This is a genomic window from Fictibacillus sp. FJAT-27399 (assembly GCF_001510655.1).
GTDB lineage: Bacteria > Bacillota > Bacilli > Bacillales > Fictibacillaceae > Fictibacillus_C > Fictibacillus_C marinisediminis.
The window spans coordinates 1,185,017-1,209,135 of the sequence record NZ_LMVC01000002.1 but is presented as its reverse complement, the minus strand read 5'-3'; the positions used below and the strand labels follow the sequence as shown (position 1 = coordinate 1,209,135).

At 46.3% G+C, this 24,119-nt stretch carries 26 protein-coding genes; 4 read left to right on the top strand and 22 right to left on the bottom strand.

The genetic code is table 11. The annotated features are described in order from the left end of the window. Window positions 1-28: 28 nt before the first annotated feature. The 5 genes from AR335_RS11170 to AR335_RS11150 form a co-directional block, all read right to left on the bottom strand. On the bottom strand, window positions 29-499 hold the full coding sequence (locus AR335_RS11170; protein ID WP_062235467.1) for a hypothetical protein: 471 nt from the start codon (window positions 497-499) through the stop codon (window positions 29-31). After that, a complete protein-coding gene (locus AR335_RS11165) occupies window positions 500-1,720 on the bottom strand; it encodes a DEAD/DEAH box helicase (RefSeq protein WP_082683522.1) in 1,221 nt (406 codons plus the stop codon). Window positions 1,721-1,722: 2 nt separating this feature from the next. Next, a complete protein-coding gene (locus AR335_RS11160) occupies window positions 1,723-2,253 on the bottom strand; it encodes a hypothetical protein (RefSeq protein WP_062235464.1) in 531 nt (176 codons plus the stop codon). Window positions 2,254-2,412: 159 nt separating this feature from the next. Continuing rightward, window positions 2,413-2,769, bottom strand: a complete 357-nt coding sequence (locus tag AR335_RS11155; protein ID WP_062235461.1) for a YppE family protein — start codon at window positions 2,767-2,769, stop codon at window positions 2,413-2,415. A 63-nt stretch (window positions 2,770-2,832) separates the two neighbouring features. After that, window positions 2,833-3,342, bottom strand: a complete 510-nt coding sequence (locus tag AR335_RS11150; RefSeq protein ID WP_062235458.1) for a MerR family transcriptional regulator — start codon at window positions 3,340-3,342, stop codon at window positions 2,833-2,835. A gap of 192 nt (window positions 3,343-3,534) precedes the next feature. Between AR335_RS11150 and AR335_RS25170 the strand changes: the two genes are divergently transcribed. After that, the gene (locus tag AR335_RS25170) at window positions 3,535-3,657 is read left to right on the top strand and encodes a hypothetical protein (RefSeq protein ID WP_255357569.1); all 123 of its coding nucleotides are present in this window, start codon (window positions 3,535-3,537) and stop codon (window positions 3,655-3,657) included. A 348-nt stretch (window positions 3,658-4,005) separates the two neighbouring features. Here the strand turns inward: AR335_RS25170 and AR335_RS11145 are convergent, their stop codons facing one another. Beyond that, window positions 4,006-4,986, bottom strand: a complete 981-nt coding sequence (locus tag AR335_RS11145; protein WP_053358093.1) for a DUF2515 family protein — start codon at window positions 4,984-4,986, stop codon at window positions 4,006-4,008. Between the two features lie 112 nt (window positions 4,987-5,098). Here AR335_RS11145 and AR335_RS11140 point away from each other — a divergent pair, with 112 nt between their 5' ends. The 3 genes from AR335_RS11140 (at window position 5,099) to AR335_RS11130 (ending at window position 8,797) form a co-directional block, all read left to right on the top strand. Next, window positions 5,099-5,347, top strand: a complete 249-nt coding sequence (locus AR335_RS11140) for a glutaredoxin family protein (RefSeq protein WP_062235455.1) — start codon at window positions 5,099-5,101, stop codon at window positions 5,345-5,347. An 87-nt stretch (window positions 5,348-5,434) separates the two neighbouring features. Further along, entirely contained in the window at window positions 5,435-6,043 is a 609-nt protein-coding gene (gene recU, locus AR335_RS11135; protein WP_062235451.1) for a Holliday junction resolvase RecU, read from the top strand. An 84-nt stretch (window positions 6,044-6,127) separates the two neighbouring features. After that, window positions 6,128-8,797: a transglycosylase domain-containing protein gene (locus AR335_RS11130; protein ID WP_062235447.1), complete on the top strand. Its 2,670-nt coding sequence runs from the start codon at window positions 6,128-6,130 to the stop codon at window positions 8,795-8,797. A 47-nt stretch (window positions 8,798-8,844) separates the two neighbouring features. On the opposite strand, the gene AR335_RS11125 is transcribed toward AR335_RS11130, so the two are convergent. From AR335_RS11125 to bshA, 16 genes are all read right to left on the bottom strand, one after another. Beyond that, complete coding sequence (locus AR335_RS11125; protein WP_062235444.1) at window positions 8,845-10,113, bottom strand: glycosyl hydrolase family 18 protein; 1,269 nt, start codon at window positions 10,111-10,113, stop codon at window positions 8,845-8,847. Window positions 10,114-10,176: 63 nt separating this feature from the next. Beyond that, window positions 10,177-10,653 carry a YpoC family protein gene (locus AR335_RS11120; protein ID WP_062235441.1) on the bottom strand — a complete coding sequence of 159 codons (477 nt, stop codon included), beginning with the start codon at window positions 10,651-10,653 and terminating at the stop codon, window positions 10,177-10,179. Then, entirely contained in the window at window positions 10,646-11,323 is a 678-nt protein-coding gene (gene nth, locus AR335_RS11115; RefSeq protein WP_062235439.1) for an endonuclease III, read from the bottom strand. Before nth ends, AR335_RS11120 begins: the two co-directional genes overlap by 8 nt. A gap of 57 nt (window positions 11,324-11,380) precedes the next feature. Next, window positions 11,381-12,100 carry a DnaD domain-containing protein gene (locus tag AR335_RS11110; RefSeq protein ID WP_062237030.1) on the bottom strand — a complete coding sequence of 240 codons (720 nt, stop codon included), beginning with the start codon at window positions 12,098-12,100 and terminating at the stop codon, window positions 11,381-11,383. 145 nt (window positions 12,101-12,245) lie between these two features. After that, window positions 12,246-13,538 (bottom strand): asparagine--tRNA ligase, encoded by a 1,293-nt coding sequence (gene asnS / locus AR335_RS11105; RefSeq protein WP_062235436.1) that lies wholly within the window; start codon window positions 13,536-13,538, stop codon window positions 12,246-12,248. 77 nt (window positions 13,539-13,615) lie between these two features. After that, window positions 13,616-14,800: a pyridoxal phosphate-dependent aminotransferase gene (locus AR335_RS11100; RefSeq protein ID WP_062235433.1), complete on the bottom strand. Its 1,185-nt coding sequence runs from the start codon at window positions 14,798-14,800 to the stop codon at window positions 13,616-13,618. Window positions 14,801-14,818: 18 nt separating this feature from the next. Next, window positions 14,819-15,301: a DUF5590 domain-containing protein gene (locus AR335_RS11095; RefSeq protein WP_053358084.1), complete on the bottom strand. Its 483-nt coding sequence runs from the start codon at window positions 15,299-15,301 to the stop codon at window positions 14,819-14,821. A 12-nt stretch (window positions 15,302-15,313) separates the two neighbouring features. Next, on the bottom strand, window positions 15,314-15,484 hold the full coding sequence (locus tag AR335_RS23135; protein WP_082683449.1) for a YpmA family protein: 171 nt from the start codon (window positions 15,482-15,484) through the stop codon (window positions 15,314-15,316). 27 nt (window positions 15,485-15,511) lie between these two features. Beyond that, window positions 15,512-15,637, bottom strand: coding sequence for a hypothetical protein (locus AR335_RS25165; RefSeq protein ID WP_255357568.1), 126 nt, complete (start codon window positions 15,635-15,637; stop codon window positions 15,512-15,514). Further along, the gene (gene dinG, locus AR335_RS11090) at window positions 15,634-18,444 is read right to left on the bottom strand and encodes an ATP-dependent DNA helicase DinG (protein ID WP_062235430.1); all 2,811 of its coding nucleotides are present in this window, start codon (window positions 18,442-18,444) and stop codon (window positions 15,634-15,636) included. The genes AR335_RS25165 and dinG overlap by 4 nt, the downstream gene beginning before the upstream one ends. Window positions 18,445-18,530: 86 nt before the next feature. Beyond that, window positions 18,531-18,914 (bottom strand): aspartate 1-decarboxylase, encoded by a 384-nt coding sequence (gene panD, locus AR335_RS11085; RefSeq protein WP_062235427.1) that lies wholly within the window; start codon window positions 18,912-18,914, stop codon window positions 18,531-18,533. 5 nt (window positions 18,915-18,919) lie between these two features. Further along, window positions 18,920-19,780, bottom strand: a complete 861-nt coding sequence (gene panC, locus AR335_RS11080) for a pantoate--beta-alanine ligase (RefSeq protein ID WP_062235424.1) — start codon at window positions 19,778-19,780, stop codon at window positions 18,920-18,922. Between the two features lies 1 nt (window position 19,781). Next, complete coding sequence (gene panB / locus AR335_RS11075; protein ID WP_053358080.1) at window positions 19,782-20,615, bottom strand: 3-methyl-2-oxobutanoate hydroxymethyltransferase; 834 nt, start codon at window positions 20,613-20,615, stop codon at window positions 19,782-19,784. A gap of 208 nt (window positions 20,616-20,823) precedes the next feature. After that, entirely contained in the window at window positions 20,824-21,810 is a 987-nt protein-coding gene (locus AR335_RS11070; RefSeq protein ID WP_062235421.1) for a biotin--[acetyl-CoA-carboxylase] ligase, read from the bottom strand. Next, window positions 21,795-22,982 carry a CCA tRNA nucleotidyltransferase gene (locus tag AR335_RS11065; protein WP_062235418.1) on the bottom strand — a complete coding sequence of 396 codons (1,188 nt, stop codon included), beginning with the start codon at window positions 22,980-22,982 and terminating at the stop codon, window positions 21,795-21,797. Before AR335_RS11065 ends, AR335_RS11070 begins: the two co-directional genes overlap by 16 nt. Before the next feature lie 7 nt (window positions 22,983-22,989). Then, window positions 22,990-24,117 carry an N-acetyl-alpha-D-glucosaminyl L-malate synthase BshA gene (gene bshA, locus AR335_RS11060; RefSeq protein WP_062235415.1) on the bottom strand — a complete coding sequence of 376 codons (1,128 nt, stop codon included), beginning with the start codon at window positions 24,115-24,117 and terminating at the stop codon, window positions 22,990-22,992. Between the last annotated feature and the right edge of the window lie 2 nt (window positions 24,118-24,119).

Here is a 24,119-nt window from a genome sequence, read left to right as displayed (position 1 = left end):
TCAGCACTGGACCTTTTATATATGAGCTTTAAGCGACACCCGCATCATCCATGCGAACAGAAACCGCTTTATAATGATGTTCCAAGGAAATCCTTTTTATTTTGTTGAAGAGTCCATCTGGCACATCCCTGACGAGGGCCTTCGCAATCTTCCAGGCCTGAACTTCAACTATCAGTTCAATCTTTCTTTTTTTCAGTTCATCTTCTGTATCATCGTACAGTTCCACTAGCTTTTGCAAATAGGGATCTGTGGCATGGCCCGCTTCATGAGCAAAGATGACCAGGGCATACTCCAGCATGACATCCTGTTCAGGAAACATCCACTGACACTGAGATTGAATTTCTTCCAGATACAATGTTATCGAATGATCTCCGGCATTATATTTCCCGCCGATATTTCGGTCGAGCGGATATTTGGCCTCGATCTGAACATCAACTGATAAGTTAAAACGTTCCACCATTTTATTGATTTTATAAATTAGTTTTTCATTCTCCAGCAATTATTTCCCCTTCTTTTTTGTAAAATTATGAGTTCGCTGGGGCGCTGACTTTTTGGGCGGCCTTTTTTTGTCCGTTTTTTGCTGTGTACTATGCGACTGCGGGACGAGCTGATCTCTTTTAAAGACCATTTTTTGAGGGTGGGTGTTCATCTTCTTCGCCCATTTTACGAGCACGTTCTCTTCTCTTTCGGTCACTAGAGAAATGATGGTTCCCTCTTGGCCCATCCTGCCTGTTCTTCCTGAACGGTGAATGTATTGTTTTTCTGAATCTGCTAGGTCAAAATGTATGACGTGTGTAAGTCCGCTAATATCCAGTCCGCGCGCAGCTAGATCTGTTGAAAGAAGCAATGCATGATCACTTGCACGGAATTCTCTCATCACTTTTTGCCGTTCTTGTTTGGACGCTTGTCCAGAGATCACCCCTACGGTAATACCTCTGTAAGCCATTTTTGCAGCAATCTCTTCAAGATGCATGCTATCACCAAAAAACACGATAGCCTTCATGTTCGAATGGTGTCGAATAATGCGCCTGAGATTATCTATTTTATCACGTCTTTCAGAAATCAGGTAAAGATTCTGTACTTTTTTTGCAGCAGATGCATCCCTTTCAACCTTTATGAAAAGAGGCTCATTCATCCATTCCTTTGCGAGCTCTTCTGATTTTTTTGAAATGGTCGCTGACACAAAAACAAGCTGGCGGTCTTTCATCGTCCCTTTAACAATATTTTGAACCTCGTCCATTAATTCCATATCATAAACGACATCTGCTTCATCCACTACAATCGTCTTCACCTCATGAAGCTTGAGCTTTTTATTTTTGTAAAGCTCAAGAATCCTTCCCGGTGTCCCGATGATGTACTGTGGCTTCTTCTTTAGCTTATCGATCTGCCGCTGTACGTTTACTCCGCCGATCAGTGTTGTTCCTGAGATTCCGCTTCCTTGAGCATATTCTTGAAAAACGGTATGAATCTGCATGACCAATTCTTTTGTTGGCGCAATGACCACTGCCTGTACAGAAGATGAACTGCTGTCTATGTTTTGCAATACCGGCAGACAGTAAGCCAGTGTCTTGCCTGTTCCAGTCGGAGATTCAACGATTAAGTCTTTTCTTCCAAGCATACTCGGCAGCATCTGCTCCTGTACTGGAGTCAGTGTTTCAAACGCCGCATTTTCCCAGTTCTCTTGCAGGAAAGGATGCAACTCCTTTAATTGTGTAGTCATACTCATTTATTTTCCCCTTTATGAAAAATTTGTTTACATGAAGCCATCATGCGTTCCAAGTAATCCTCAAGCTGTTCGCTGTTTTCTTCATGCAATTTGCTGTCTATGTTTATTAAAATTTCATTATGGTAGCTGCCTCTTGGCAACCCATAGATATATGAAACCTTTTGAGAGACTTCACCGTAAGGCTTCCATATCCTTCTTAAGGTTTCACCGAGCTCTGAACACTCTGCTTCAATATCCTGCACCGTTAAATAATAGGTCACAGAAAACCGGCATCCAGTATTCGCTGTCTCTCTTTCCATTATTTCATCTGCAAGGTCTTCTAAACCTGCTGCAAGTTCAATTTTTACCTTTATTCCCTGTCCTGTTTTTTCTTTTATAAATACTTCTAAATTGTATTTTCTGCTGAGAGATGCAAGATCGACCAGATCACGGCGGTTCGTAACCTTTAAGCGCCCGTCAAAATCAAGGTCATAGACCATCCCTTCCAGTATAATTTTTAAATTTTCATAGATCGTGGGATCAATCATGTAAGTACCTTCTTTGTTTTATAGTCTTAAAATACGGTACGTGAAATTATATTTGGCTCTGGATGAATACATTCATTTTACCTTCATACATCTCCGTACGCTACTCTTTCTCTTTTTTGAAACAGACAAAATAAAAAAGACGGCTTAGTTTTCCGTCTTTTACGAATGCAGCCGATCCAGCATGGTACTCAGGACGTAATCGATGGATTTGACCATCTCGGTGAACCGCTTCTCCCTCGTATCCGGCTGAAATGCAAATACCGCAATAAACTGTAAGTTATCAAACGTGTCATTAATCTGGTTAACGTGAATATATTTGGGCTGGTTAGCCGCTACCCATGGCAAGGAAAGGTTCTTCCACTCTTCCGCCATCGCGCGTATCCGGTCGGTAAAGGGCTTGACCTCTCCATAAAAGTCTACTTCATAGCCTTCTTTTTTTGTTTTTTCGATATATTGATCAAAAGCTTCCCGATTGGCATCTAAAAGCTCTCTCGTTAATTGATTTAAGCGATCCATAATTCACCCCTGACTCTTCTATCCTACCAAAATAAAGAATAGAATGCACGAGGTTCATTAAAGTTAAAGGGTAAAAAGACTGACGAGCCAATTCCTCCGGGGTTTTTTATATCCAGCGGTCTCTTCTGTGCCCTGCGGCATCTTCAGCAGCTTCACTTCGATATCTTCAATCTTCTCTTCAATTTTGATCAGACGCTTCATCATGTCATCCATCTCTGTAGCATGCTGAAGAACTTGATAGGACAATACGTCGTCTGCCTTTTCTTCAATCTTTTTTTCCAGCTTTTCGATCTGTGCCATCAGACTCTCGAACCGTTCATTAAACCTCTCGGCCTTCACCGGAACCACTGGAGATTTCACCTGAGCTGCGATCTGGATATCGTTCATGAGAAGCCCGGCGTCCAGCTGCTTTTTTATCTCACGCAAATCTTCTATGTCTTGCTCAGAGAACAGATAATGACCATGGTCATTTTTTTGGCAAGTAAGATTGAAATGTTTGACCCAGCGCTGAATGGTAGTGGGGTTGACACCAAGTTCTTCCGAAACCGTTTTTGTTTTAAACACCATTTCCATTTCTAATTCCCTCCCCGTTTTCTTATATGGTAGTAATTCCGTACCTTTTTTTGATTCCCTTCATAGGTGACAAAACTAGAAGCGATTCGGCAAAGAAAGTGATATTCCTTAAAAATATCCTCCTTTCGACACTGTTCACTCCGTATGAAACAGGTCCTCCTGCCTAACACTACAATCAGGAGGTGAACGATTATGGAAAAACACGAAAACAGCCTGGAGCAGGAGCAGGAAAAAATGACAAACGCACCTGAACAGGAAAAAGAAACAGGACACGGCGACAAAAAGCTGGAAGGCCCCAACTATCCGGCTACATAATACCAACGGCCGTCAGAGAGCATAAAACGCATTTTGTTTTCTGCTCAAGAGCGAAGCGACTCGAGGGTCTGGCCGTTGAAGCTGGATCAAGAAAGGCTGAAGCGCCTGGTCAGAGACGAAAGTTGGTGGAACTTTTACAAATCAGCACGCTCTTAGTGTTGAGATGTAAAAGTGAAGCGGCCGAGTCTCTAGGCGCTGAAGCTGGATCAAGAAAGGCTGAAACGTCCATTGAAGCTGGATTAAAAGGATGAACCACTCGTTCAGAGCTTTAGGCTGTCAATCCATTCTTAATAAAAGCAAAAAAGGTGATCCTGCCCGCTTTAACAGCGGAAGCCAGATCACCTTTTTTTATTTCAAATTCCTATCTTTAAACAGCAGTTCTTCCAATAGGATCCCGATCTGCAGCTCCAGCTCTTTTTTGTGGTACCACTCCGTCAGGTTGATTTGCCGAGGAATAGAAAAGTCTCGATAATAGGTATCCATGTTCTTTACTCGTTTACTCCAGTCCGGCAGGGACGGCCGGCCGTGATCAACGAGCGGATAGATCAGCCGGAGCAGCTGCGGCAGCCTTTCGCGGTTCGGATAGACGTACTGTTCATAATCGTGGCGTGAGCCTGTATGGGGAGTCATCTGTGCAAAATCAAAAAACAATGTCTGGTAGGGAGATTGAAACAGCAGCCATGCAAGCCTTCTTCCGAGCAGAATGCGATTTTTAATCGTACGGAAACCGTGTACAGAAAAGCCGAACACATCTCCCTCTAATGTCGGTAACAAAACTGTACTGAAATGGAGCCAATTCTGGAGCCGATACGGCATGGAAAGAAAAACTCTCCGGCGATAAACAGGATGATCGATGACCGGGCGCTGGATCAGATGCTGTTCATTGATGATCAACGATGTCCATAGCCTCTCTTCGTCTCCCACAGACCAAAACCGAAGCCACTCTCTCTGCATATACTTAGAAACATTGAGCATCGGAAGCAGTGAGAACAACGGACGGCCGGCCTCTTTGCTTTTTTCATAAAGGAGGAGCTGCGGATAGGCATCCGAGAAAATCAGCCAGTTCGCCCGCTCATACGTAAAAAAAAGCAGATGGCGGTATTTTTGGGGAATGGATCTCCTCATCCATTCCCCCTCAAGGTCACACATGTTGTAACCAGCATTTCTTGATACGATGGAAGCCAGAAAAGACCATTTGATCTCTGGGTGTTTTTCATAAAACTGCTGATAAAATACGGTACGTGAAATATTATCTCGGTTCCCTTTTTCTGTTTTTAGCTGAATCTCTCGGGTCAGCTCTGATTCTATCCATTTTTGTTCCTGGCTCAACTTTTCCCCTCCTTTTATCCTTATCGTTCTACAGCGCTGCCTAAAATATTTGTAAGCTCTATAGAAAAACGGTAAAATAAGAAGATAAACATTAAGGTTTGGAGGCATGAACATGGAGCAAAAGGTGATCATCTATACACAGGAAACCTGCCCGCCATGCTTTGCAGAGAAAGAATGGCTAAAATCAAATAACATTTCATTCGAGGAAAGAGATATCCGGAAGAATCCCCAATATATGAATGAAGTCATCGGTTTTGGAGCAAGTGCGACTCCTGTTACCGTGATTATAAAGGACGGTTCCCAGGAAGTTGTGATGGGCTTCAAGCAGGAGGAACTGCAGTCCATTCTTGCGATCGATTAAACAAATACGGCCTATCTCTAAAAAGCTATGCCAGCACTTGCCGCTCGCATAGTTTTTCTTATGTATTCATTATAAGGATGTGAAATGATGGCACCCATCAATTATCCGAATGGAAAAAAGCAGGAGCCTACCCTGCCGCATGGCGCTTCTAAAGCCCAAAGCACCATTTCCTACGGCAACAGAGGCATGACCCTGGAAGAAGACTTGAATAAAAGCAATGAGTATTATCTGGAAACCGGCAGAGCCGTCATCCATAAAAAACCGACCCCTGTTCAGATTGTCAGTGTTGAATATCCAAAACGTTCGGCAGCGGTCATAAAAGAAGCTTATTTTAAACTCGCTTCCACGACAGATTACAACGGCGTATACCGGGGAAAGTATATTGATTTTGAAGCGAAGGAATCGAAAAACAAGACCTCCTTCCCGCTCCGTAACTTCCATGAACATCAGATTCATCACATGGAAGCGATCACGGCGCACGGCGGCATTGCATTCGTCATCCTGCGCTTCTCTACACTGAACGAAATCTATCTGCTTGACGCTTCACACTTGATCTCATTCTGGAACGATCAAAAGAACGGAAGGAAATCGATACCGAAAACTGACATAGAAACCCTCGGATTCCTTGTTTCCCCAGGCTTTATCCCCAGAATTGACTATTTAAAAATTATTGATAAAATATACTTCAATCACTAGCGGACAAGTCAAGTTCATAAATAATAAGCTATTGACGAATAATCATAATGTATAATGCAGTAAGTGAAAGGTTGGTACAAATACATGTCTAATGAATACCGCAGCAGGCAGGAACGCAGACAGGTTTCCGGCGGAGGCAAAAATCCGCCCAAGAAGAAAAAGAGGTTCCCGCTCTTTAAAGCTATCATCTCGTTCTTGATCATCATGTTTCTCATTGGAACAGCAACTGTCGGGGTCATCATGGCGAAATCCCCAAAACTCGACCCTGAAAAACTGAAGACCCCTTTATCTTCCCAGATCTACGATAAAGACGGAAAGAAAGTCAGCTCCCTCTTTTCTGAAGAGAATCGGGTAAAAGCAGGAATCGCAGATATTCCGCCTAATGTAAGAGATGCATTCGTATCCGTTGAGGATGTGCGCTTCTATAAGCATCCGGGTGTCGACGTGCGCCGGATTTTCGGAGCAGCACTCGCCAACCTGACAGGCGGTTTTGGTTCTGAAGGGGGAAGCACAATCACCCAGCAGGTCGTAAAAAACACGATCCTCACCAATCAAAAATCGCTGACGCGTAAAATTCAGGAAGCGTACCTGGCGATCAAACTCGAACAGAAGTACTCAAAGGAGCAGATCCTGGAGATGTACTTGAATAAGATTTATTTCGGCCATGGTGCCTATGGCATCGGAACAGCTGCTAAAACCTATTTTGATGCGGACAAACTTGATCAGCTTAAGCTTCATCAAGTGGCCCTGCTCGCCGGACTTCCAAAAGCCCCGAGCAACTATGACCCGCTCACGCATCCAAAAGAAGCGGAACAGCGCCGAAACGTTGTATTAGGACAGATGCAAAAGTATGGTTTCATCACAAAGGCCGAAGCGGATAAAGCAAAAGCCACTCCGGTAACAGACGGCCTGCGTAAAGGAAAGCTGCAGGAAACACGGGTTCACGAAGCTTACCTGCAGCAAGTCATCAAAGACCTTCATAAAATTAAAGGCATGGAAAATGTCGATGTCTTTGCCGATGGTCTGAAAATCTACACGAACATGGATACAAAAGCTCAGGAAACAACGGAGGATGTGCTTCAGAACGCCTCATTCCTGCGTAATGAGAATAAAAAGCTTCAATCCGGTATCGCGATTGTTGATACGAAAACCGGTGGAATCCGGGCGATCGGCAGCGGACGCGATGAGAACCTAATGAGCGCCTACTATGCTTCTGGAAATCCAAGGCAGCCGGGATCTACGATCAAACCGATCCTTGACTACGGCCCTGCGATCGACAACATGAAGTGGGATACCGGGCACATTCTGAAAGATACACCGGTTACAATCAATGGCGCGACCATCAATAACTTTAATAATGAACAATTTGGAGAAGTAACGATGCGCAAGGCTCTAGAAAAATCGGAGAATACACCTGCCGTCCGAACATTCCTTGAAGTCGGCGAAAGCAAAGCAGTCGATTTCGCCAATAAACTTGGTATCAAGATTGACTCTGCACCTCCAGCTTATGCGATCGGCGGATTCCAAAAAGGGATCACCCCACTTAACCTTGCGGGTGCCTACGCCGCTTTCGGAAATGAAGGCGTCTATACCGAACCGACAACGATCCGGAAGATTGAGTTCCCGAACGGACAGGTTGTAAAACCAGAGACAAAACCAGTCGCTGCGATGAAGGATTATACTGCTTATATGATCACCGATATGCTGAAAGGCGTCATGAGAAGCGGTACAGGAATTATGGCGAACGTCCCAGGCCTTAATATCGCCGGTAAAACGGGAACGACCAACCTTCCTAAGGAAATCCGAGAACAGTACGGCATCCCTAAGAGCGCAACGAACGATGCGTGGATGGCAGGATATACAACCTCCTATTCCGCTGCTGTTTGGACCGGATACAACAAATACAAAGATGAAGACGGCGTTCACTATCTCGATACGAACCAAAAAAACTATTCCAAGTTAATCTTTAAAGAAGTGATGAGCCGCTTAAATCACAGCAACACTGACTTCAAGAAACCGAACTCTGTAGTAGATGTAACACTTGAAAAAGGAACACATAAAAAAGCAAGCGAATTTACACCTGATGATCAGAAAACGACCGAATTGTTTGTTCGCGGAACGGAACCAAGCGAAGTTTCTAACAAGTATGAGAAACCAGCTTCGATTGAAGGCCTGACCGCCAAGTACGATGATAAGAGCAAGTCCATTGATGTGAAATGGAATTACAAAGGCGGCAAGGGCAAAACGGTCTATAAGGTAGCAGCGAGCGTTGACGGCGCAGCTGCTGCTGAACAGACGATCAGCGACAAGAAATTCACCGTGCCAAACGCAGAACCTGGCAAGACGTATACCTTCCAGATCGCAGCGGTTGAAACAGATACTGGGAAAGAAAGCGACCCTGCTCAAACATCCGTAACCGTACCAGGTGAACAGCAACCGCCTGCAGAAGGACAAACGCCTGATCAGGGGAATAACCCTGGACAAGGAAACAACCCGGATCAAGGGAAAAAACCTGGACAAGGGCAGGAAGGCAGCAACCCAGGAACAAATCCTGGAGACAACACCAATCCTGGACAGGGAAATAACGGCGGCAACAACGGCCAGCCTGATCAGGGCGGCGGCCAGCAAGGAGGCGGAACGGAGCCTCAGAATCCGCCAGGACAAGGACAGCAGGATCAGCAACAACGAAAACAAGAAAAGAAACAGCAGCAAGAACAAGGCGGTTTCCCTTCCCTACCAGACTTAAATCAATAAAGTAAAATAAAACAGGCCATCGCCGTATGCGGCGATGGCCTGTTTTATTATTGAAACCGGATCGTATAGCGGTCCTGAAGGTAGTTCCATAATCCCGGGTAATCAAAAGCAAGGTTCCAGAAACTTGCTCCTCCCAGCCGATATTCATCGATCAGATCAAACTTTGCTTTCATGCTGCGGTAATCTTCAAACCAAACCTTATGCTGCTTCTTCTCTTTATCCCAGTATTCATAATATGGAGCCTGAACGTCTTCTGCGTATCGAACAGCGGTTTTCCTTTTTCCTGCGAGCTGCATCGCCTGAACCGGGCTGAGGGCTTTAGCTTGCGGCCCGCCTTGGACGTAGGGAAGTGTCCAATCGTAGCCGTACAGGTTGATCCCCATCAAAATCTTGCTTCTTGGTATCGCTGTTACTGCATAATCCAGCACCTTTTTTACTTCGTTGATCGGGCTGACCGGGAGCGGAGGGCCTCCGCTGTATCCCCATTCATAGGTCATCAGGATCACATAATCAACAGTCTGTCCATGTGCTTTATAATCGTGTCCTTCATACCAGACGCCTTTTTGTTTTTCTTTAATCTTCGGCGCGAGCGCCGATGTGGCAACATAGCCCTCTTTGTGCATGCGGTCGGTAATATTCCGCAGAAACCGGTTATACCGTTCTTTGTTTTGCCGCCCAATATATTCAAAGTCTACGTTTACCCCTACGTACCCTTTTTCTTTCATGATCTTTACAGTGTTCTCAATGACTTTATTGCTGATCTCAGGACTTTTCAGAATAGTCGTCGCTAGTTCCTGGCTAAACGCGCCGTCTTTGATCGTCGTGATCGAGATAAGAGGCCTGACGTTCTCATTTTTTATCTCACGCAAAAAAGAGCTGTCGTCAAGCGGCTTTAAATCACCCTTTTCGTTCACTTCATAGCTGAACAGCGATATATAGCTTAGTGCTTTTACTGCTTTTTTAAAATTTTCCCTTGATTTTTCAGATGGTTCTGCAAATGCATTTATCGTCAGCGTCCTCTTCCTCTTTTGCGGGACATTCAGCGTCTGTCCTTCCTTCAATGGCTTGTCATCAGCCTCGGGATTGGCCTGCTTCAGCTCAAATACTGTGACTCCAAGCTTAGAGGCTACCGTTTCAAACGTATCCCCTTTTTTAGCTTTATAAATGAATGGCGCGGGTATGAGCAGCGTCTGCCCGACAGTCAGGACATCCTGAGCACCAAGAGCATTTACGGAAGCGATCTCTTGCCAGGGCAGGTTATAAAACTGAGAGATTTTATAAAGCGAGTCTCCCTTTTGAACCACATGAATCTGCATAGCTCCCCCTCCTACACGTTCTCATGAATTAGTCTATGTAGGGAGAATTTGTCCATATTCCGGTCAGCCATTGTGTTTGATGGCAGCCGCCTTTTTCTGAAGCTCCTGAAACAGCTCGTTCAGCTGGATATAAGAATGATAATGATCCGGCTCTGAACAGATCATCTCGAGGCGTTCTGTGACATTCACTGGCTTGATATCCAAAGGTTGAATCTCTTCTTTCCATCCTAACAGGTTGCCGGCAGGCTGGCCGTTGCACCACATCAAAGCCTGCAGAAAACAGCCCAGCTGGAAAATCATCGGATTCCTCGCTTCTTTTCTGTTTCTCTCGGAAAAGAAGGATCGGATAACTGAGCTTGCTGCTTTCCAATTAACAAACTTTGCTTCTATTCCTTGTTTTTGTTGAGTATGCGGAGAAGGCCCCATACCGTTATAAAAGAGGAGTTCTTCCAGAAAAGGGACGTAAGCATCCCTTTCTTCCAGCTGCTCTTCATTGCCGAAAAAAAGGGGATGCCTCATGGATTCAGGAATGTTAAGCATTGGAGCGCGGCGAGTCTTTCTTTAACTTTACTTTCATACGTTTTTGGCCTTCGCGGCATAGTTCCAGGAGTGGACATTCGGGGCACTTCGGGTTTTGCGCTTTGCAATGATACCGTCCAAAAAAGATCAGCCTGTGGTGGGTGACACACCAGTCTTCTTTTGGAACTTTTTTCATCAGCGTCTCTTCCACCTGCAGGACGGAATCCTTCCATTTACAGATGGCAAGCCGCTTGCTGACCCGTTCAACATGGGTATCGACAGCTATGGCCGGCAAACCGAATGCGACTGATACTACGACGTTCGCTGTCTTTCGCCCAACGCCTGGAAGCTTCGTGAGTTCATCCCTTTCTTCCGGCACTCTTCCGCCGTATTCGTCCAGAAGAAGCTCGCACAGCTTTTGAATATTTTTAGCTTTATTGCGGTAAAGTCCGATGGAGCGAATATCATCCTGCAGTTCTTCCAAAGGAACCTGCAGGTAATCTGCGGGTGTTTTATATTTTGCGAACAGGCCCGGTGTAACTTTGTTCACCAGGGCATCAGTACATTGTGCAGACAGGAGTACGGCGATGGTCAGTTCAAATGGATTGCTGTGGTTCAGCTCGCAGTGTGCATCCGGGAACATCTTGCCGATCGTGTCTAGACAATAGGCGATCTGTGATTTATTAAGCATCGTAACCTCCAGAATTCTTGTAGAGCAGACATAGAAAAATAGACGAGGGTCACTCGTCTACGATTGCTCAAGCCAGTTATAAACAGGAACCGAGAACTGATTGTGGCTCTCAGATTGCTCTGCCGCCCGCGATGTTCCGCGGGTTTGCCGCGCTCTGAACTTCTCCCCGTACGTTCTGGCCTGTTCGGGTGTCTGTATATTATTTTTCTTCCATTCGAACAGAATGCGATCGATATACCGGAAGTTCAGCTTTCCGCTGATCACCGCTTCTTTTAGCGCTGAAATGATCAAAGCAGGCGAGTGCCTGTCCTGGTCGATCCATATTTTTAACGTTTCGCATTCCATCGGCGATAGCGGCCTTCCGAATTCACGTTCAAAGATGGAGTAGACGTTTTCTTCATCCTTTTCTTTTTCCTGCTGATCCTGCTCCGCTTCTTGGCTTGAAAGCAAGGAGAGCAGCTTTTCCCAAAGCGGGTTCAAAGAATAGGCTTCATAGTACATGCCTTTTTCACCGTCTTCGAAATGGTCGATCTCCAGAAGCCCCTGCTGGATAAAACTTCTGAGCAGCGCCATGCATCTTGCAGCTGAGATGCTCATCCGTCCAGACAGTTCTTCCGGTGTCGGAAACGGGTTTCCGGATTCTATAAATGTGTGGACATGAAGAATCAGCATGCATTCTTCATCCTGCAGCCCGATGGCCCGGTAATGTTTAAACAATACATGGGGTATAGAAACCGTGCCTTCAGACAGCCATTTAAGAAACAATGCCTTTTCCATCATAACACCCCTCCTTCATCAGTATACCACGATCAACCCAGCTTCCTGCAATCATGATGAAATCGTGATAGACGAAATGAAGCAAATGGGCATCACTTAGATGGCTAAACGGTGAAAAACCTCCGAAAAAGGAGGTTTTCCATCATCATGGATATAAACGGTTTAACAGTCTTGGGAATGGGATGGTCTCACGTACGTGTTCTGCACCTGTGATCCAAGCAACCGTACGCTCAAGCCCCAGGCCAAAACCTGAATGCGGAACGCTGCCGTATTGGCGCAGCTCGAGATACCATCTGTAGGCATCGTCTGTCAGTCCGTGTTCTTCATAGCGTGCTTTCATGAGCTCCAGGTCATCGATACGCTGGCTTCCGCCGATGATCTCTCCGTATCCTTCCGGAGCTATCAGATCCGCACAGAGAACAACGTCATCACGTTCTGGATGAGGCATCATGTAGAATGCTTTAATCTCTTTTGGATAGTTCGTGATAAAGACAGGCTTGTCAAAGCTCTCAGCGATGGCTGTCTCATGAGGGGCACCAAAATCGTCTCCCCAATCAATGTCATCGAACCCCTTGTCTTTAAGCAGTGTAATCGCATCATCGTAGGATATGCGAGGGAACGGAGCTTTCACGTTTTCAAGTTTGGAAAGATCGCGGCCAAGTATTGTCAGTTCAAGCTTGCAGCGCTCAAGGACTGATTGAACCACATGGCTGACAAACTGCTCTTGAATCTCGAGAGATTCTTCATGCTCAACAAACGCCATCTCAGGCTCGATCATCCAGAATTCGATCAGGTGGCGGCGAGTTTTTGATTTTTCAGCACGGAACGTCGGGCCAAAGGAGAATACCTTCCCGAGTGCCATTGCTGCAGCTTCCATATAGAGCTGCCCGCTCTGAGAAAGGTAGGCATCCTCATCAAAATATTTTGTATGAAACAGTGTGGTCGTTCCTTCTGCCGAGCTTCCAGTAAGAATCGGCGGATCGACTTTGATGAACTCATTCTTATGGAAGAATTCATACATGGAATGGATGATTTCGTTTCTTACTTTCATAATCGCGTGCTGGCGTTTGGAACGAAGCCATAGGTGTCGATGGTCCATCAAGAACTCTGTTCCATGTTCTTTCGGTGTGATCGGATAATCGACCGCTTCATGGATCACTTTCACATCTGTAACCACCAGCTCAACACCCGTCTGGGAACGGTCGTCCTGCTGAACTTTTCCAGTTACATAAAGGCTTGTTTCCTGAGTAAGGCTCTTTGCAGTCATCCAGATATCTTCAGCGACTTCAGCTTTAACGACGACTCCCTGGACAAAGCCTGTCCCGTCGCGCAGCTGCAAGAACGCAATCTTACCGCTGGAACGCTTATTGCTCAGCCAAGCACCTATGGTAACGGTTTGATCGATATGGCTTTTTAATTGGGATATAGTAGTTTTCACGTGACACCCTCCAAAATATTCTATGTATAAGTGATTATCGTCTAATCACTTACAAAAATCAAATAAGCCTGTATAGATTATTTGCTGTTTTTCTTCATGAAACGTTCAATGCGCTCCAGTGCCTCTTCAAATTTCTCTTGAGTAGTGGCATAGGAAAGCCTGACGTTATCCGGTGAGCCGAATCCTGATCCCGGCACGAGAGCAACCTTTTCTTCCTCAAGCAAGGCAGACACCCATTCGTCTACTGTTTCAAAACCGGTCAGCTTGATCGCTTCTTTTACATTAGGAAACAAGTAAAAGGCACCCTTTGGTTTAACGCAGGTAAAACCGGGAATCTGGATCAATTTTTCATAGACGGTATCCAGCCTGGATTCAAAAGCCTTTCTCATCTCTTCAACCGGCTCCTGGGTTCCTTCATATGCTGCAATCGCCGCATATTGGGAGATGGTCGTCGGATTGGATGTGCTGTGGCTGTCCAGGTTCGTCATCGCCTTAATGATCGCACTGTTTCCAGCAGCATAGCCAATCCTCCAGCCTGTCATGGAATGAGACTTGGAGACGCCATTAATGATGATGGTCTGTCCCTTCAGTTCAGGTGAGAGCTGGGCAATGGAGGTATGTGATGCCCCGCCATAGATCAGCTTTTCATAGATCTCATCAGAAACGATCAGGATGTTATGCTTCAAGCAAACCTCTCCCAGCTGCTTCAGTTCGTCTTCTGAATAAAGAGATCCGGTTGGGTTGCTTGGAGAGTTGATGATGATCGCCTTTGTTTTATTGTTCACTGCCTGTTCGAGCTGTGAAGGAGTGATCTTAAAGGCGTTCTCTTCTTTGCCTTCTACATAGACCGGAACACCTCCGGCAAGCTTCACTTGTTCAGGATAGCTGACCCAATATGGAGTAGGAATGATCACCTCATCGCCATCATTAAGCAGGACCTGAAAAAGCGTATACAATGATTGCTTTGCCCCTGTGCCTACAACAATTTCAGCCGGTGAATAGTCCAGGTTCTGATCTTCTTTAAACTTTTGCGAAATAGCATGTTTCAATGAAAGCAGGCCGCCGGAAGCCGTATATTTTGTATGGCCTTCCTTCATCGCGCGGTAAGCGGCTTCGATGATATGGTCCGGAGTGTTGAAATCGGGTTCTCCTGCTCCAAGACCGATCACATTGTGCCCTTCAGCCTTCAGGGCGTTAGCCTTTGCTGTTATTGCCAATGTAGTTGATGGTGTCAGTGCTTTAACTCGGTTTGCCAGTTCCATTTCTTTCATCCCTCGCTTTTAGATTTCTTGTTTCATACTATATTTTTTATAGCGTTCACCGTTCTCAAAATAGCCGTAATAAAACGTATATCTTCCTTTTTCATCCAGATAGACAGCTTCCCACAGCACTTGATCATGCTCCATGCCAAGACGGAGATTGACCCATTTTTTCGGGTTCAAATTCCTGTCGACAAAGGCCTTCATCTGATTCTTGGTCAGTCCGTCGCTTTGTTTAACAAGCTTTGTTTTATTCTTTGGACCAACGAGAACATAGACTTTTCCGTTCTTTGCGGATGTCCCTTGTACGGTCTCATACGCCTGGTTTCCGTGATAATATTCCACACTGTCGATGCGGGACAATCCATACTGGTCCTTGGCGATTTCCTCCGCTTTGCTTTGGCCAGCTTCCTGGCCCGACAGGATTTGCCGATACATTGAGATTCCCTGCCAAAGAATGACACCTGCACAGGCAATCCCCAAAATAACCCACCATTTTTTCATTTTCGGCCGCCTCTATGTCTTATAGATGGTAAATATCATTGTATTTTCGTCGTGGTCATCAAGTGCCAGGCCAAACATCACATCTTTTGTTTTCAGCGTTTTGTTCAGCTCAGTCACAACTTTATACAAGTCCGGCGATTTTTTTACTTTTACCGTGGAAAGAACTTCAATCTTGCTTTCCAAAGTACTACCTCCTTACAGCTGCCATGATTACAGGCGAAAACGGGACTCACCAGGAAATCGGTGCTGTGCTGCTGTTCCCGCTTTATTCGTCTCGTTTCCTACTATATCAAACTTCAGCCCATTTTGGGACAGGCTTCTGCTATCATTTTTCATGATTCGTTCAGCCAGCCTTCAAGATCGATCAAAAGATCGTGCATCAATCCTTTTTGCACTGGAACTGGAGGGAGAGACGTAATAAATGACTTGCCGTAGCGCGTTTCTGTGATCCTCCTGTCAAAAACAAACACGACACCGGTATCCCGCTGTGTACGGACAAGCCGGCCAAATCCTTGTTTAAAGCGGATGATCGCCTGAGGAAGAGAAAGCTCCATAAAGGGATTGCCGCCCTCGCTTTTCAGTTTCTCCGCTCTCGCCGCGGTTACCGGATTATCCGGTGGAGTAAAAGGAAGCCGAATGATTACGAGGCAGGAAAGATCATCTCCCGGGATATCGATCCCCTCCCAAAAACTGCTCGTGCCGAAAAGGATGGACTGTTCGAACTTCTTAAAGTTCTTTGTAAGGCGTGCACGGCTGCCGCTGTCAATTCCCTGTCCGAACAGAACAAAGTCATCTTGCGCGATGATTCCTTTAAAGACGTTGTACGTTTCCCGGAGCATATCGTTGGACGTAAACAAAACGAGCATCCGTCCTTTTGTGACTTTTGCGATATTGTGAAGCTGGCGGGCGATAACAGCGACGAATGTCTCCTGATCCACTTCATTGATCAGAGGGACATCTGTCGGCACCATAAATTTCACCTGCTGGTCATAAGAAAAAGGAGAAGGAAGATTCGCAGTCATCGGCCCGAAATCATCAAGTCCGAGTCTTGACGTCATATAATGAAACGAATTCCTAACAGACAAAGTAGCTGAAGTCATGATGACACTATTTTTCTTGGCGAAGAATTCATCGGCCAGCAGCTCACTGATCACAATGGGTTTGCTGTATAGATAGACCGCGTTCTTTGCGCCCTTCGCTTCGACCTCAAACCAGAAAACCTCGTTATCATTGACTTCTTTTAGCAGATGGCGAAGCTTTTCTTTCTCTTCCTCAAGCTGGTTTCTCAATCCGTCGAAATCAGCCAGCAGACCTTTTTGCGCAAAGTTCAGATGTTCTTCCTTTTCATCTGCAAGCTTGTTCACTTTTTTTAGCGATTTCCCAAGGTCACCCAACCCGAAGAGCACACGCTCGACCATCTCAAGGATCGCCTGCCACATTGCGCTCTTTGTGTCCCGTCCGCCGTAACGGTAGCTCACACGGCCAAAGTCATTCATGCTGCTCTTCTTGGCTTCCAGCACGTAAGCCCGTATGGAGCGGAACAACTCGTCTATCTCCATCTTTGCTTCAGGCAGCTCCTTCGCGATCTGTTCCAGCACGGGCTCAAGCCCCGGCAGTTCAACAGTCTCTATCAGCTGATAAAGCTTTTTCACCAGTCCGCTGTCATCGTCGTGTCCAATACGTTCAAGCAGTCTCGTAAATACGAAGTAATCGGTCTGAATGCCGAAATGGTCGCTGACCACTTCTTCTACATGATGAGCCTCATCAATTATGACTTCTTTGTAGGAGGGCAAGAGCTGCGCATCGGATTTAACATCGCTGAAGAGCAGTGCATGATTGGTGATCACAAGATCGGATGCCAGTGCGGCTCTTCTTTTTCTATGATAGAAACACCTGGAGTACCAGGGGCAGCGGTGGTTCAGGCACGAGGCAGAATCGCTTTTCACCTGATGCCAAAAAAGTTTGCCTCCTGATGCGAGGTTCAGTTCTTCAACATCTCCTTGATCTGTCTCCGTCAGCCAAACGAGCAATTGTGCTTTCGTAAGGTTTGTATCATAATTATCTTCTGAATGATCATCCAGCGACTGTTCAAACTTTCGTAAACAAAGATAATTGTTGCGCCCTTTTAGGACCGTAGCATGGAATGGAAAAGGCAGGATATTTTTCAAAATGGGAATGTCCCGTTCCAACAGCTGCTGCTGAAGCTGGATCGTATGTGTGCTCACTACGATCGGCCGGTCTTCCCGTTTTCCATAAAGGATTGAAGGGATCAGATAGCCCATTGACTTTCCTACTCCTGTTCCAGCCTCGATCATCGCATGCTGATGATCCTCCATCGCATCGTACACCATTTCCATCATCTTCTGCTGGCTCTCACGTACTTCATAATGTTCCATTTCCTGTGACAGATCTTCCAATAGTGCAGACGGATCCATCTTGATCTGCAGCGCATTCTCCTCTTTCTCGATTGGAGAAAAAGACTTCAATACTAGCTGCCTGAAATAGTCCATTCCATGATCATCTTCTATTTTGGAAGATTTCAGGATGATCAGATCCCCTACGATCTCCTCCAGGCTGCTCTGCATCTTTTTAAGAAACGGATCCATCCGCTGCAGTGTGAGCAGAGGAAGCCTGGACAGTCTATGCAGCAGTTCGATCAGCAGGTAAGCCGTCACTTCAGCATCACTGTCTGCTTGATGGGGATTCTCATGAACAATGCCAAGATAATCTGCCAGCTGGCCGAGCTGATATCCATCAGCCTGCAGGAGCAGAATCCGCGAAAGTTCAACCGTATCCAGAAGGGGGCCGGTAAATCGCTGATATCCGCTGTTTTCAAACTCTTCCTGCAGAAAGTTCAGATCAAATAGGACGTTGTGGGCAACAAAGTAGGACCCTTCAAGCATCTGCAGAATAACGGGAGCCACCTCTTCAAACAGTGGAGCATCCGCGACCATTTCATCGTTGATGCCGGTCAGCTGTTCAATAAACGGCGGAATGGGTATCTCCGGGTTAACAAAGGAAGAAAACCTGTCAACAATTATGTTATTTTCAACAACAACGGCACCGATCTGAATGACACGGTCTCCTCGGGCAGGAGCGTTTCCTGTAGTTTCTACATCTATGACAACATAACGGTTGTTCATCCTTTTCACCTCGGGTCAAGCGGCTCGGTATTCAATAAATGAATCCAAGTCCTTTATGTAAATAGAAAAACCCCTTTAGCAAGGGGTTAAAGAATCGTTGAAGCCGGTTCATAACCTAGTATTTCAGTAATTGAGTTATTTTCATCCATGATCGCCACTCTCGGCTGGTGGAACGGAACTTCCTCTTCTGCCATCATGGCGTAGGAGATCACGATGATAACGTCTCCTTCCTGAACGAGCCGGGCAGCAGCACCGTTCAGGCACATCACACCTGTGCCGCGGGGCCCCGGGATGATATACGTCTCAAATCTGGCTCCGTTGTTGTTGTTGACGATCTGCACCTTTTCGTTGGGCACCATGTCAACCGCATCCAGGATATCCTCATCTATCGTTATGCTTCCCACGTAATTTAAGTTAGATTCTGTTACGCGGGCGCGGTGTATTTTGCCTTTCATCATTGTTCTGAACATATGAATCACCTATGGTTCCTTCCATCAGGAATTATGGTTAGATTATCAATCAGTCTCGCATTCTTAAACTGAACGGCGAGCGCGATGATCTTTTTCTGGTCTGCTGCTGAAGCTTCTTCAAGTTCCGGATAGGACAATATCTCAAAATAGTCCACTTTCCCGCTTGTATGCTCCTCTAAATACTCTATCATTTTTTCTTTGATGTGTATAACATTTTTCCCTTCCAAGAGACGAGCTGCTGCCTCCTGGAGCGACCGGTATAAGACAGGCGCCTCCTGCCTCTCCTGAGGTGAAAGATAAACATTCCTTGAACTTTTTGCGAGCCCGTCTTCTTCTCGGACGGTAGGACAAGGGACGAGTTCGACCGGAAAGTTCAAGTCTGAGATCAACCCTTCCACGACCGCCACTTGCTGTGCATCTTTCATCCCGAAATAAACCCTGTCAGGTGAGATGATATGAAACAGCTTGGTCAAAACGGTGGCCACGCCGTCAAAATGGCCTTCCCTCGTTCTTCCGCAAAGAGCACCCACCCTCTTGTTTACCCTCATGGTGACTGAAGGCTCGGAAGGATACATATCCTGTACCTCCGGATAAAACAAAGCGTCCACACCATAGTTCAGGGCCACTCGTTCGTCTCGTTCAAAATCCCTCGGATAACGGTCAAAATCTTCGTTTGGGCCAAACTGGAGCGGATTGACAAAAATACTCAGTACGGTAAGAGCATTCTCTTTTCCCGCGCGTTCCAAAAGTGAGGCGTGCCCCTCGTGTAGATAGCCCATCGTCGGTACGAAGCCAATGGTCCTACCCCCGGTCTTCGCTTCAGCACTGAACGCCCTCATCTCGCTGATACTTGTGATGATTTTCACTTTATTTCCCTCCGTACAGCGCTTCTGCTTCTTCCGGCTTCATCGTAAATGAATGCTCTTCAGCAGGAAACGTTCCTTCTTTTACTTCAGCAATAAAGTCTGCAATCCCCTTTTGCATAGCCTCCGCCGAATGGGCGAACATCTTCACAAATTTCGGAACATGATGAAAACCGTAACCGACCAGGTCATGATACACGAGCACCTGGCCGTCGGCAGAATTCCCTGCACCAATGCCGATAACAGGAATTTTCACAGACTCCGCAACGAGCTGTGTCAGCTGTTTCGGTACACATTCAAGCACAAGAGCGAAAGCTCCCGCCTCTTCGATCGCTAGGGCATCCTGGAGCAGCTGTTTTGCCTTTTTCGATTCTCTTCCCTGTACTTTATAGCCGCCAAGCACGCCAGCTGTCTGAGGTGTAAGCCCGAGGTGGCCGATGATTGGAACGCCCGCATCCACTAAATATCCGATCGTTTCGATCACATTCTTTCCACCCTCAAGCTTAAGAGCATGGGAACCTGTTTCCTGCATGATCCTCATTGCGTTCTTCACCGTCTCCGCTCTGCCGGCATGGTAGCTCATAAAGGGCATATCAGTCACGATAAACGTGTTCGGTGCCCCTCGTTTTACAGCGCGGGCATGATGGATCATATCCTCTACGGTTACCGGTACTGTCGAATCGTACCCAAGTACCACCATTCCGAGCGAATCGCCGACGAGAATCATATCCACTGCCGCTCGTTCGGCGAGCTGGGCTGATGGAAAGTCGTATGCAGTAATCATCGTGATCTTTTCTTTCTGCTGCTTCATAGCCGAAAAACTTTGCGTGGTCTTCATCCTTTTTCCTCCTTTTTTGGGAGGAACAGAGGAAAAACCCCTCAAATAAGCAGAGGGGTCCATTGCATCTTTAACATTTCCAATCCCTCTGTCCCGGTCCTTGATGGATCTAGGCAGATGTAAAGCTATCTGTCACACGTTCAAAGAAAGTGCAGTTCCCGCACTGCGGGATACCACCTTTTCTACACTTAATAATGTACCATATTATTTATGTTCCGGGTATCTCAATATCCGCTGAATAGATCGAATGCACCTTTCCATTATCATCTTCAAGGAGCAGGATGCCTTCATCAGTAATTCCTTTGGCCACGCCCTCAAGCTGCTGGCTCGCTGTCCTCACTTTGATTCGCCTTCCGATGCTGTGGGCATATCCTTCCCACAACAGTTTGATCAGCCCAAAGCCATTGTTTAAATATTCACGATAAAGAACTTCCATCTCTTCAAGAATGGCTGCGATCAGATCGGCTCTTTTCGTCTCATTTCCTGATTCGATCTTCAGCGATGTTGCGATCTTCCTGACATCTTCATTAAAATCCTCGCCTGTTACATTCACGTTCAGGCCAATCCCGATGATCACAGCGTGCACGCGATCAGATTCCGCCTGAAGCTCCGTCAGAATGCCGACTGTTTTTTTGCCGTTGATCAAAATATCGTTCGGCCATTTGATCTCTGCATGCAGCCCTGTCACTTTGTAGATTGCTTTCGTGACACTGACAGCAGCGAGAAGAGTGAGCTGCGGCGTTTTTTGAAGGGGGATTTCCGGCCGCAGGATGAGGCTCATCCAGATTCCGGTGCCCTTTGGAGACTGCCATGGCCTTCCTAGTCTGCCCCTGCCGCCTGTCTGTTCGTCAGCAACTACAAGCGTACCCTCCGGCTTTTGTTCATAAGAAAGCTTTTGTGCGATTTCCTGTGTGCTTTTCACCGATTCTTCATACACGATGTTCTTGCCTAATACATCTGATTTCAGACGGGCGCTGATCTCATGCTCAGTCACGCGGTCGGGAGAAGACACGATACGATAGCCTTTCCGCTGTACGGCTTCAATCACGTATCCTTCTTTCCTCAGCTCTGTGATATGCTTCCAGATCGCCGTACGGGAGCAATTCAGCTCATCACTGATCTGCTGTCCGGAAACAAACGTATTTCCATTCTCAATAAGCATCTGAAGCAAATGCTGTCTCATTTTCCCTTCCAACTCCTCACCCACTCCAAGATGGCCCTTTTTTCATTTAGAACTTTTCCTTCAACTACCCCGTGTTCGATCCTCTGCAGCATCTCCTGTATCCAGGGGCCTTTCTCTGATTCATCAAGACTTACGATGTCCTTCCCGTTTACAGCAAGCTCTTTCCGCTGATGAATCGGCAGTTTTTGAAAGCGCTGCTGAACAGAAACAAGATCCTCATCCACAATCCGTCCCTTCAGTGCATTTCTCACCCTCTGACAGGACACTGCCTGCAATTCTCCCAATTCATAAAGATCGTGCGGCCGCAGTTCCTCCTTGTCCAGATAACGGATGAGCTGCAGTACCGAACGGATCAAAGAATTGGACTGCTTCCAAGCTTTCAGGAAGACGGCTGGATCTTCCTCCCCAAGGAGAAACAGCAGCGCGGCCCACCTTTCTTCATCACTCTCCAAGCAGGCCCACTCCAAAGCATGCAATCGTTCTGAAGAGCTCCTGAAACGGTTGAGCTCAGGAAGGGAGGAAACCACCCCTGTTTCAAACATAAACCTGAGGCATGAAGATGCTTCTATACCTCTTAAAAGTTTTATAAACTCAGCAGCGAGGCGTTCCACTGCAATCTCTTTTAATTCATCAGCCAGTCTTTTAACCGCTTTTTCTGTTTTCTCTTCAAGTGTAAAACCCAAGACAGCCCAAAAACGGAGAGCTCTCATGATACGGAGCGGGTCTTCCATAAACCGCTTTTCAGCGTCTCCGACCGTTTTGATTTTCTTTTCCTTTAAATGCTGCCGTCCGCCGAACGGATCGTGCAAATTTCCGGCCGCATCCATCGCCATGGCATTGATCGTAAAATCTCTTCTTGAAAGATCTTCGAACAATGAATCAATATACTCCACAGAAGAAGGATGACGGCGGTCAACATAAGTGCCTTCTTTTCTGAAAGTAGTCACCTCATATGAATTATGCTGTTCACGCACGATAACGGTCCCGTGCTCCATGCCGACAGGGATCGTTTTTGCAAAAAGCGAACACACCTCTTCTGGAAGCGCAGAGGTGGCGATATCAATATCTCCGATGTCCCGGTTCAAAAGGTAGTCCCTCACACATCCGCCAACCATATACGCCTGGTAGCCGGCTTGCATCAGCCGGTCCATGATAATATGTGCTCCGGCAAAAAGATCGCTCATGATTATCCTATCCTTTTAGCACACTGTAATATAAATCCTCATAATCTCCTACAATCTTAGAAGAATGGAAATGATCCCTGACGTGCTGCATCGCTTGATAGGCGAACGTCTGCTTTTTGTTCTCATCAGTCAGAATAGAAAGGGAGGCCGCTGCGATGCCGTCTATGTCTCCCAGCTCGCAGATATAGCCGGTCTCTCCGTCCAGGATCACTTCTGGAATGCCGCCAATATTCGTACCAACAACGGGCACCCCGCACGCCATAGCTTCAAGAAGAACAAGGCCGAAGCTTTCTTTCTCAGAAAGGAGGAGCTTTAAATCACTGATCGAAAATAGTTCTGCCACATTTTCCTGCTTGCCGAGAAAAAGTACATGATCCTCGATATCCAGTTCCTGCACCATTTTGCAGGCTACCGTAAATTCCGGCCCGTTTCCGATCAAGAGAAGTTTGGCAGGAATCGTGCTCACGATCTTATGGAAAGCCATGATGACATCCGGCACCCGTTTGACTGAACGGAAATTGGAGATATGGATGATCACCTTTTCTTCCGGTTTAATGCCGTATCCCTTTTTAAGATGTGTAGCTTCCTGCTTAAAGTATTCCCGTTCATCGACAAAATTGTAGATCGGTTGAATCTCGTTCTTTACGCCGAGCAGCTTATAGGTATCATCCTTCAGACTGTTAGAAACAGCGGTCACCGCATCTGAATTCTCGATGCCGAATTTGATCATCTCTTTCAGTGAAGGATCGTATCCAAGCACCGTGATGTCGGTTCCATGCAGTGTCGTCACAATCTTTAGTTGTTCGCCGGCCATCTGCTTGGCAAGAAAAGCGCAGATCGCATGAGGAATGGCATAATGCGCGTGGATGATATCAAGTTTCTCGCGTTTGGCGACCTCCGCCATCTTGCTAGCCAATGCCAGATCATATGGCGGGTATTTAAAAACAGAATAGTTGTTCACCTCAACCTCATGATAAAAGATGTTGGCGTATACTTTCCCGAGCCGAAACGGCAGGCTCGAAGTGATAAAATGGATCTCATGCCCCTTTTCTGCCAGCAGTTTTCCGAGCTCAGTTGCTACAACACCCGATCCACCTACAGTAGGATAACAAGTGATTCCTATTTTAAGCTTCATAG

What these genes read in the sequence shown, in the direction of transcription:
- panB (WP_053358080.1), bottom strand. Translation starts at nt 20,615, where the DNA reads ATGAAGACCACGCAAAGTTTTTCGGCTATGAAGCAGCAGAAAGAAAAG.
- bshA (WP_062235415.1), bottom strand. Translation starts at nt 24,117, where the DNA reads ATGAAGCTTAAAATAGGAATCACTTGTTATCCTACTGTAGGTGGATCG.
- AR335_RS11125 (WP_062235444.1), bottom strand. Translation starts at nt 10,113, where the DNA reads ATGCAGATTCATGTGGTTCAAAAGGGAGACTCGCTTTATAAAATCTCT.
- AR335_RS11110 (WP_062237030.1), bottom strand. Translation starts at nt 12,100, where the DNA reads ATGGAAAAGGCATTGTTTCTTAAATGGCTGTCTGAAGGCACGGTTTCT.
- AR335_RS11100 (WP_062235433.1), bottom strand. Translation starts at nt 14,800, where the DNA reads ATGGAACTGGCAAACCGAGTTAAAGCACTGACACCATCAACTACATTG.
- AR335_RS11140 (WP_062235455.1), top strand. Translation starts at nt 5,099, where the DNA reads ATGGAGCAAAAGGTGATCATCTATACACAGGAAACCTGCCCGCCATGC.
- AR335_RS11130 (WP_062235447.1), top strand. Translation starts at nt 6,128, where the DNA reads ATGTCTAATGAATACCGCAGCAGGCAGGAACGCAGACAGGTTTCCGGC.
- AR335_RS11160 (WP_062235464.1), bottom strand. Translation starts at nt 2,253, where the DNA reads ATGATTGATCCCACGATCTATGAAAATTTAAAAATTATACTGGAAGGG.
- AR335_RS11165 (WP_082683522.1), bottom strand. Translation starts at nt 1,720, where the DNA reads ATGACTACACAATTAAAGGAGTTGCATCCTTTCCTGCAAGAGAACTGG.
- dinG (WP_062235430.1), bottom strand. Translation starts at nt 18,444, where the DNA reads ATGAACAACCGTTATGTTGTCATAGATGTAGAAACTACAGGAAACGCT.
- AR335_RS11065 (WP_062235418.1), bottom strand. Translation starts at nt 22,982, where the DNA reads ATGAGCGATCTTTTTGCCGGAGCACATATTATCATGGACCGGCTGATG.
- AR335_RS11155 (WP_062235461.1), bottom strand. Translation starts at nt 2,769, where the DNA reads ATGGATCGCTTAAATCAATTAACGAGAGAGCTTTTAGATGCCAATCGG.
- AR335_RS11095 (WP_053358084.1), bottom strand. Translation starts at nt 15,301, where the DNA reads ATGAAAAAATGGTGGGTTATTTTGGGGATTGCCTGTGCAGGTGTCATT.
- panD (WP_062235427.1), bottom strand. Translation starts at nt 18,914, where the DNA reads ATGTTCAGAACAATGATGAAAGGCAAAATACACCGCGCCCGCGTAACA.
- AR335_RS11120 (WP_062235441.1), bottom strand. Translation starts at nt 10,653, where the DNA reads ATGCTTAACATTCCTGAATCCATGAGGCATCCCCTTTTTTTCGGCAAT.
- AR335_RS25170 (WP_255357569.1), top strand. Translation starts at nt 3,535, where the DNA reads ATGGAAAAACACGAAAACAGCCTGGAGCAGGAGCAGGAAAAAATGACA.
- AR335_RS11150 (WP_062235458.1), bottom strand. Translation starts at nt 3,342, where the DNA reads ATGGAAATGGTGTTTAAAACAAAAACGGTTTCGGAAGAACTTGGTGTC.
- nth (WP_062235439.1), bottom strand. Translation starts at nt 11,323, where the DNA reads ATGCTTAATAAATCACAGATCGCCTATTGTCTAGACACGATCGGCAAG.
- recU (WP_062235451.1), top strand. Translation starts at nt 5,435, where the DNA reads ATGGCACCCATCAATTATCCGAATGGAAAAAAGCAGGAGCCTACCCTG.
- AR335_RS25165 (WP_255357568.1), bottom strand. Translation starts at nt 15,637, where the DNA reads ATGAAAAATGATAGCAGAAGCCTGTCCCAAAATGGGCTGAAGTTTGAT.